We start from the raw sequence: 597 nt of genomic DNA on the forward strand, positions 1-597 counted from the left end.
GGCAACGAGGTGGTGGGGGAGGTTCTCGCCGGGGTGCATCGAATTTGCCTGGAAGCTCGCTGCGCGGTGGTAGGGGGCCACACCATGAAGGACAGCGAGCCCAAATGCGGCCTCGCCGTCGTGGGTAGCGTGGCGCGGGACCGGATCTGGTCGCAACGCTTCGCCGCCGTCGGGGACGTGCTCTTGCTCACCAAGCCGATCGGGACCGGGCTCATCGGGCAGGCGGTGCGCAGCGGCGACGTCGACGAGGGGGCGCTCGAGCAAGCGGTGCGCCACATGTCCACCCTGAACGCTGCGGCTTGCGAGGTGGGCCAGCGCTTCGGCACCCATGCCTGCACCGACGTGACCGGCTTCGGCCTCCTCGGGCACCTCCGAAACCTCGTCGAGGCCTCCCGCGTGCAGATCCGCCTCTCCGCGAGCAGCGTGCCGCGCCTGCCCACGGTCAGCGAGCTCGCCGCCTCAGGCTGCGTCCCCGGTGGCACCCGCAAGAACCTCCACTACGCGAGCGTGGTCACGCGCTTCGACGAGGCGATTGCCGAAGCGGAGCGTCTGGTGCTGGCGGACGCGCAGACCTCGGGAGGCTTGATCCTCGTGCTC

The 597-nt window shown here is 70.4% G+C and carries 1 protein-coding gene; it reads left to right on the forward strand.

Annotated features, from left to right (window positions below):
• Positions 1–597: selenide, water dikinase SelD (gene selD / locus KDM41_18580; GenBank protein ID MCB1185431.1), on the forward strand; the 597-nt coding region annotated here is incomplete at both ends.

Source organism: bacterium, assembly GCA_020440705.1.
GTDB lineage: Bacteria > Krumholzibacteriota > Krumholzibacteriia > LZORAL124-64-63 > LZORAL124-64-63 > JAGRNP01.